The sequence below is a fragment of the uncultured Pluralibacter sp. genome (genome assembly GCF_913775985.1).
Lineage (GTDB): Bacteria > Pseudomonadota > Gammaproteobacteria > Enterobacterales > Enterobacteriaceae > Pluralibacter.
Window position 1 is genome coordinate 1 of sequence record NZ_CAJYMB010000013.1, and the last position, 5,832, is coordinate 5,832.

General features: G+C 53.6%; 5 protein-coding genes. 4 read left to right on the plus strand and 1 reads right to left on the minus strand.

Annotation, left to right across the window (positions count from 1 at the left end; translation table 11 throughout):
• Positions 1–885: ABC transporter substrate-binding protein SapA (sapA, locus tag QZ766_RS01950; RefSeq protein WP_297196688.1), on the plus strand; the 885-nt coding region annotated here is incomplete at its 5' end.
• Positions 882–1,847 carry a putrescine export ABC transporter permease SapB gene (gene sapB, locus QZ766_RS01955; protein WP_297196690.1) on the plus strand — a complete coding sequence of 322 codons (966 nt, stop codon included), beginning with the start codon at positions 882–884 and terminating at the stop codon, positions 1,845–1,847. The genes sapA and sapB, both read left to right, overlap by 4 nt.
• Before the next feature lie 228 nt (positions 1,848–2,075).
• Here sapB and QZ766_RS01960 read toward each other — a convergent pair whose 3' ends face one another.
• Entirely contained in the window at positions 2,076–2,954 is an 879-nt protein-coding gene (locus QZ766_RS01960; protein WP_297196692.1) for a hypothetical protein, read from the minus strand.
• Between the two features lie 982 nt (positions 2,955–3,936).
• Between QZ766_RS01960 and sapC the strand changes: the two genes are divergently transcribed.
• Both sapC and sapD read left to right on the plus strand, forming a co-directional pair.
• Positions 3,937–4,827: a putrescine export ABC transporter permease SapC gene (sapC, locus tag QZ766_RS01965; protein ID WP_297196694.1), complete on the plus strand. Its 891-nt coding sequence runs from the start codon at positions 3,937–3,939 to the stop codon at positions 4,825–4,827.
• Positions 4,827–5,819, plus strand: coding sequence for a putrescine export ABC transporter ATP-binding protein SapD (gene sapD / locus QZ766_RS01970; RefSeq protein WP_297196696.1), 993 nt, complete (start codon positions 4,827–4,829; stop codon positions 5,817–5,819). Before sapC ends, sapD begins: the two co-directional genes overlap by 1 nt.
• The last annotated feature ends 13 nt before the right edge of the window (positions 5,820–5,832 follow it).

Sequence of the window (5,832 nt, forward strand, 5' to 3'; positions counted from 1 at the left end):
GGCGGTACCGGCCGGCTCTCGAAGCTGCTGACCGGCGAGTGCGACGTGCTGGCCTGGCCCGCCGCCAGCCAGCTCACCATATTGCGCGACGATCCGCGCCTGCGCCTGACTCTGCGTCCGGGGATGAATATCGCCTATCTGGCGTTTAACACCGACAAACCGCCGCTGAATAACCCGCAGGTGCGCCACGCGCTGTCGCTGGCGATCAACAACCAGCGCCTGATGCAGTCCATCTATTACGGTACCGCGGAAACCGCGGCCTCAATTCTGCCGCGGGCCTCGTGGGCTTACGATAACGAAGCCAAAATTACCGAGTACAACCCGCAGAAATCCCGCCAGCAGCTTAAAGCGCTGGGCATTGAAAATCTGACGCTGCACTTGTGGGTGCCGAGCAGCTCCCAGGCCTGGAACCCCAGTCCGCTGAAAACCGCCGAGCTGATCCAGGCTGATATGGCGCAGGTTGGCGTGAAGGTGATTATCGTGCCGGTAGAAGGCCGCTTCCAGGAAGCAAGGCTCAATGCCATGAATCACGATTTGACCCTCACCGGCTGGGCGACGGACAGTAACGATCCGGATAGCTTCTTCCGGCCGCTGCTGAGCTGCGCCGCCATCGGCTCGCAGACCAACTACGCCCACTGGTGTAATCCGGAATTTGACGCAGTGCTGCAAAAAGCGCTGCTGTCCCAGCAGCTCGCCTCACGCGTCGAGGCCTACAGCGAAGCGCAGCATATTCTTTCCCGCGAGCTGCCGGTGCTGCCGCTGGCGTCATCCCTGCGCCTGCAGGCCTACCGTTACGACATGAAAGGTCTGGTGCTGAGCCCGTTTGGCAACTCCTCTTTTGCAGGCGTGTCGCGCGAACTGCCGGACGAGGTGAAAAAACCATGATTATCTTTACCCTGCGCCGCCTGCTGCTGCTGCTGGTAACGCTCTTTTTTCTGACCTTTGTCGCCTTCAGCCTGAGCTATTTCACGCCGCACGCCCCGCTGCAGGGCGCCTCGGTGATCAACGCCTGGCTGTTCTGGTTTGAAGGGCTGCTGCACTGGGATTTTGGCGTCTCCAGCATTAACGGACAGCCGATCTCTGAACAGCTCAGGGAGGTTTTTCCCGCCACCATGGAACTGTGCATCCTTGCATTTGGTTTCGCACTGCTGGTGGGGATTCCGGTGGGGATGCTGGCGGGCATCAGCCGCTATAAGTGGCAGGATAAGCTCATCAGCGCCATTGCCCTGGTGGGTTTTTCCGTGCCGGTATTCTGGCTGGCGCTGCTGCTGACGCTGTTTTTCTCGTTAACTCTGGGCTGGCTGCCGGTTTCCGGGCGTTACGATCTGCTGTACGAAGTGAAAAAAGTCACCGGCTTTGCGCTGATTGACGCCTGGCTTTCTCACTCGCCCTGGCGCACCGAGATGATCGTCAGCGTGCTGCAGCACATGGTGCTGCCGGTGCTGACTCTGGCAGTGGCGCCCACCACCGAAGTGATTCGCCTGATGCGCCTCAGCACCATTGAGGTATACGACACCAATTATGTGAAAGCGGCCGCTACCCGCGGGATCTCACGCCTGACGATTTTGCGCCGCCACGTACTGCACAACGCCCTGCCGCCGGTTATTCCGCGCCTCGGCCTGCAGTTCTCCACCATGCTGACGCTGGCGATGATCACCGAAATGGTATTTAACTGGCCGGGCCTCGGGCGCTGGATCATCAACGCCATCCGCCAGCAGGACTACGCGGCTATTTCGGCGGGCGTGATGGTGATCGGCGCGCTGGTCATCATTATCAACGTGATTTCTGATATTTTGGGTGCAATGGCTAACCCGCTGAAGCATAAGGAATGGTATGCCCTGCGATAGAGGTTGCTACATAAAAAAATGCAATTTTATTATTGCGAGGGCATTAATGTAGCGTTTTTTTGGACGTCAGCTCCGGGTTTTCATGGTTCAAGTATGAAAGCCGGAGCACTTTCCTGTTACCGCCGGCGTTCATGGTCACCATTCCTTCTTGCGAGCATGTTACAACAGGCACACTAAAAGGTACCTGTTGTAATAGCACGTTACTCTAATCAGTATTTAACGTAATGATCAGACGCCAGAGGTGAAACCACGCTCAATAGTTCGCCCCGTCGCGGCAACGGTGTTCCCATTAAGATTAATGTCAAAGTTCTGAGGAGAAGAACTAAAGCCGCTATCAGGGCTGCGGCAAACAGTCCCACCTTCACTATCCTGCTCGTAAGGAGCATCAATAACACCAATTGCTCCACCATTTTGGCTGGTGTAAACCGGACCGATAACGCCTGATATTTTTAACAGATCGCCACAACTTGATGTGGTCCACTCAGGGTTACCTGAGAAGTATTCAACGAATCCAGAACCAGAAAGTTTCAATCCACCACTTTTTGCAGGTAATTGATAACTTCCGACGTGGACGGTTTTACCCGTTGAACTATCAACAAGATCCCCAGACCATTCATCTTCGCTCGTCTGACGAATGGTAATATTATAAGTACTTCCGTAATTCGTTTCGAATATAACGCCACAGCTCACGCCAGCACCGCCATCAGCCCCTGAAGAACAATTCTTGTCTGTTGACACCGAGCCAGGAATAAAACTTGAAAAAACAGCACGAATGCGTTGTTTACCGCCTGCATCATTTTGTGGTTGCAAGCCCAGATAGCCGCCATTAGCCTGATTTTCAAAATAATATTGTTGTGCAAGATAAACACCGGTAGATCTGGCTGTTGAATCATTAATCGTAAAAGGAAACGTGAGTTCAGACACTGAGGCTGGTGCTGCTGAACCATCCTGTTGTTGAGTAATAATCCAGTTGAAATAAGTCGAACCTGCCCACATTTTTCCAGAGGGTGGCGGCGCTGCAAACGAACTTAAGCTTGTGAATAAAAGACTGGCTACAGATAGAGCAGAAGTTGAAAGTGCGATTCGTTGCATCGTTGATTTTAACATTAGATCCCCATTTCAATGAGTTGTGGCTTGTGGCTTGTGGCTTGTGGCTTGTGGCTTGTGAATGTAATTAAGTCCCATCTTTTAAGCATAATAAAAGCAAGGAAATTTATTGATTCGCATATACAATATAGCCAAACGACATATTAAAACCCAAAATAAAAAACATTTCTCAAAGGCAGTAACTATATAAAAGGTAGACCAAATGCATGGCATTATCACAATTCTATAATTTTAGTTTAAGAGGTAAAAATGATTTGTAAACTGATAAAACACATTCCTTTACAATCAACTCCTGACAAAACATTCGGTATCCATCTTATATCCTGCACACCTCTATTTAACTCATTGAAATCACCCTTTCAATTTATATAACCTTATAAAGACCCCGCCAGCAAAAACACATTAATAATAGCGTTATTACTGAAAAGTATATAGTCCCAAAAAAAATACTAAATACTCTCACTTTCTGGGGATAATTTAGATGCCCCCTGCCAGACATCGTGCTATTTATTCGAGCAGTAAAGCCTCCACCATAAAATGAACGCATAAATTACTGTCCGCGGGCCCTTTATTTTCTGCTTCTCAAGCAGCCTCTGCTGCCGCGGGTCTAAGCGCGCGATACGCCACGATCTGCAGCAGTATCTAACGTTCCCTTGCAGACGTCAGTGATACGGTTGGATAATCGCCGATCGTGAGTTAGGCGGCCTTGCCATCCCATCTGTCGCAGTAAAAGAATGTTATACTGCCGGAAGTTTAGAGCCGTACGCTCGGTATGTGTGTAGCGGTAATAACCTCGATTTTGTCTCTGAGCGATGTTTACACTCCGCGAGAAGATATGCACAGCAGTGCCTACAAAGTCGGTATATGAAAAATCCACACAATGATTAAGATTAAACAGCTTTAAAAAACGTAAGCCACTGTTTATACAAGTGAAAAAAGCAAAAGAAGTAAATCATGTTCAACAACAATAAAACGGACTCTTATGCCTTACGATAGCGTCTATCAGGAGAAGCGCCCGGCGGGCGTTATTCGCACCGTATGGCGGAAATTCTATGGCGATGCGGTGGCGATGATCGGCCTGTACGGTTGCGCCGCGCTGGTGCTGCTGTGCGTTTTGGGCGGCTGGTTCGCGCCTTACGGTATCGATCAGCAGTTCCTCGGCTACCAGCTGCTGCCGCCTTCCTGGTCGCGCTACGGGGAGGTTTCATTCTTCCTCGGCACTGACGATCTGGGCCGCGACGTGCTGAGCCGCCTGCTGAGCGGCGCCGCCCCTACCGTGGGCGGCGCGTTTCTGGTCACTTTCGCGGCGACGGTCTGCGGACTGGTGCTTGGCGTCGTCGCCGGCGCGTCCCACGGGCTGCGCTCGGCAGTACTTAACCATATTCTGGATACGCTGCTGTCTATTCCCTCCCTGCTGCTGGCTATTATCGTGGTGGCGTTTGCCGGGCCACAGCTCGGCCACGCAATGTTTGCGGTCTGGCTGGCGCTGCTGCCGCGCATGGTGCGTTCGGTATACAGCATGGTTCATGACGAGCTGGAGAAGGATTACGTGGTCGCTGCGCGCCTGGACGGGGCGACCACGCTGAATATTTTGTGGTTTGCGATTATGCCGAATATTGCAGCCGGAACGGTGACGGAAATCACCCGCGCCCTGTCGATGGCGATCCTCGACATCGCCGCGCTGGGCTTTCTCGATCTCGGTGCCCAGCTCCCCTCGCCGGAATGGGGCGCGATGCTGGGTGACGCGCTGGAGCTTATCTACGTTGCGCCCTGGACCGTGATGCTGCCCGGCGGGGCAATCATGATAAGCGTGCTGTTTATTAACCTGCTCGGCGACGGGATTCGCCGCGCCATCGATGCCGGGGTGCAATAATGCCGCTACTGGATATCCGCAATCTGACCATCGAATTTCGCACCAGCGGCGGCTGGGTTAAAGCCGTAGACCGCGTGAGCATGACCCTGAACGAGGGGGAAATCCGCGGTCTGGTGGGCGAATCGGGATCGGGCAAGAGCCTTATCGCAAAAGCAATCTGCGGGGTGACCAAAGATAACTGGCGGATCACCGCTGACCGCATGCGCTTTGACGATGTTGACCTGCTGCGTCTTTCGAATCGCGAGCGCCGCAAGCTGGTGGGCCACAATGTATCGATGATTTTTCAGGAGCCGCAGTCCTGCCTCGATCCCTCCGAGCGCATCAAGCGCCAACTGCTGCAAAGTATCCCCGGCTGGACCTATAAAGGCCGCTGGTGGCAACGCTTTGGCTGGCGCAAGCGCCGCGCCATTGAACTGCTGCACCGCGTCGGCATTAAAGACCACCGAGATATTCTGCGCAGCTTCCCCTACGAGCTGACCGAAGGGGAATGCCAGAAGGTGATGATTGCTATTGCGCTGGCCAATAAGCCGCGCCTGCTGATTGCCGACGAGCCGACTAACGCGATGGAGCCGACCACCCAGGCACAAATATTCCGCCTGCTGTCGCGTCTCAACCAGAATAACAACACCACCATTTTGCTGATAAGCCACGATCTGCAGATGCTCAGCCACTGGGCGGACAAAATTAACGTTATGTACTGCGGGCAGACGGTAGAAAGTGCGCTCAGCGAAGATTTGGTGACCGTGCCGCACCACCCTTATACCCAGGCGCTGATCCGCGCCATTCCCGATTTTGGCAGTCCGATGCCGCACAAAAGCCGCCTGAACACGCTGCCGGGGGCCATTCCGCTGCTGGAATCGTTGCCCATCGGCTGCCGCCTGGGGCCGCGCTGTCCCTACGCCCAGCGGGAGTGTATCGAAACCCCGCGCCTGACCGGGGCCAGGAACCATCTCTTCGCCTGCCATTTTCCGCTAAACATGGAGAGAGAGTGAGATGGTTGAAACC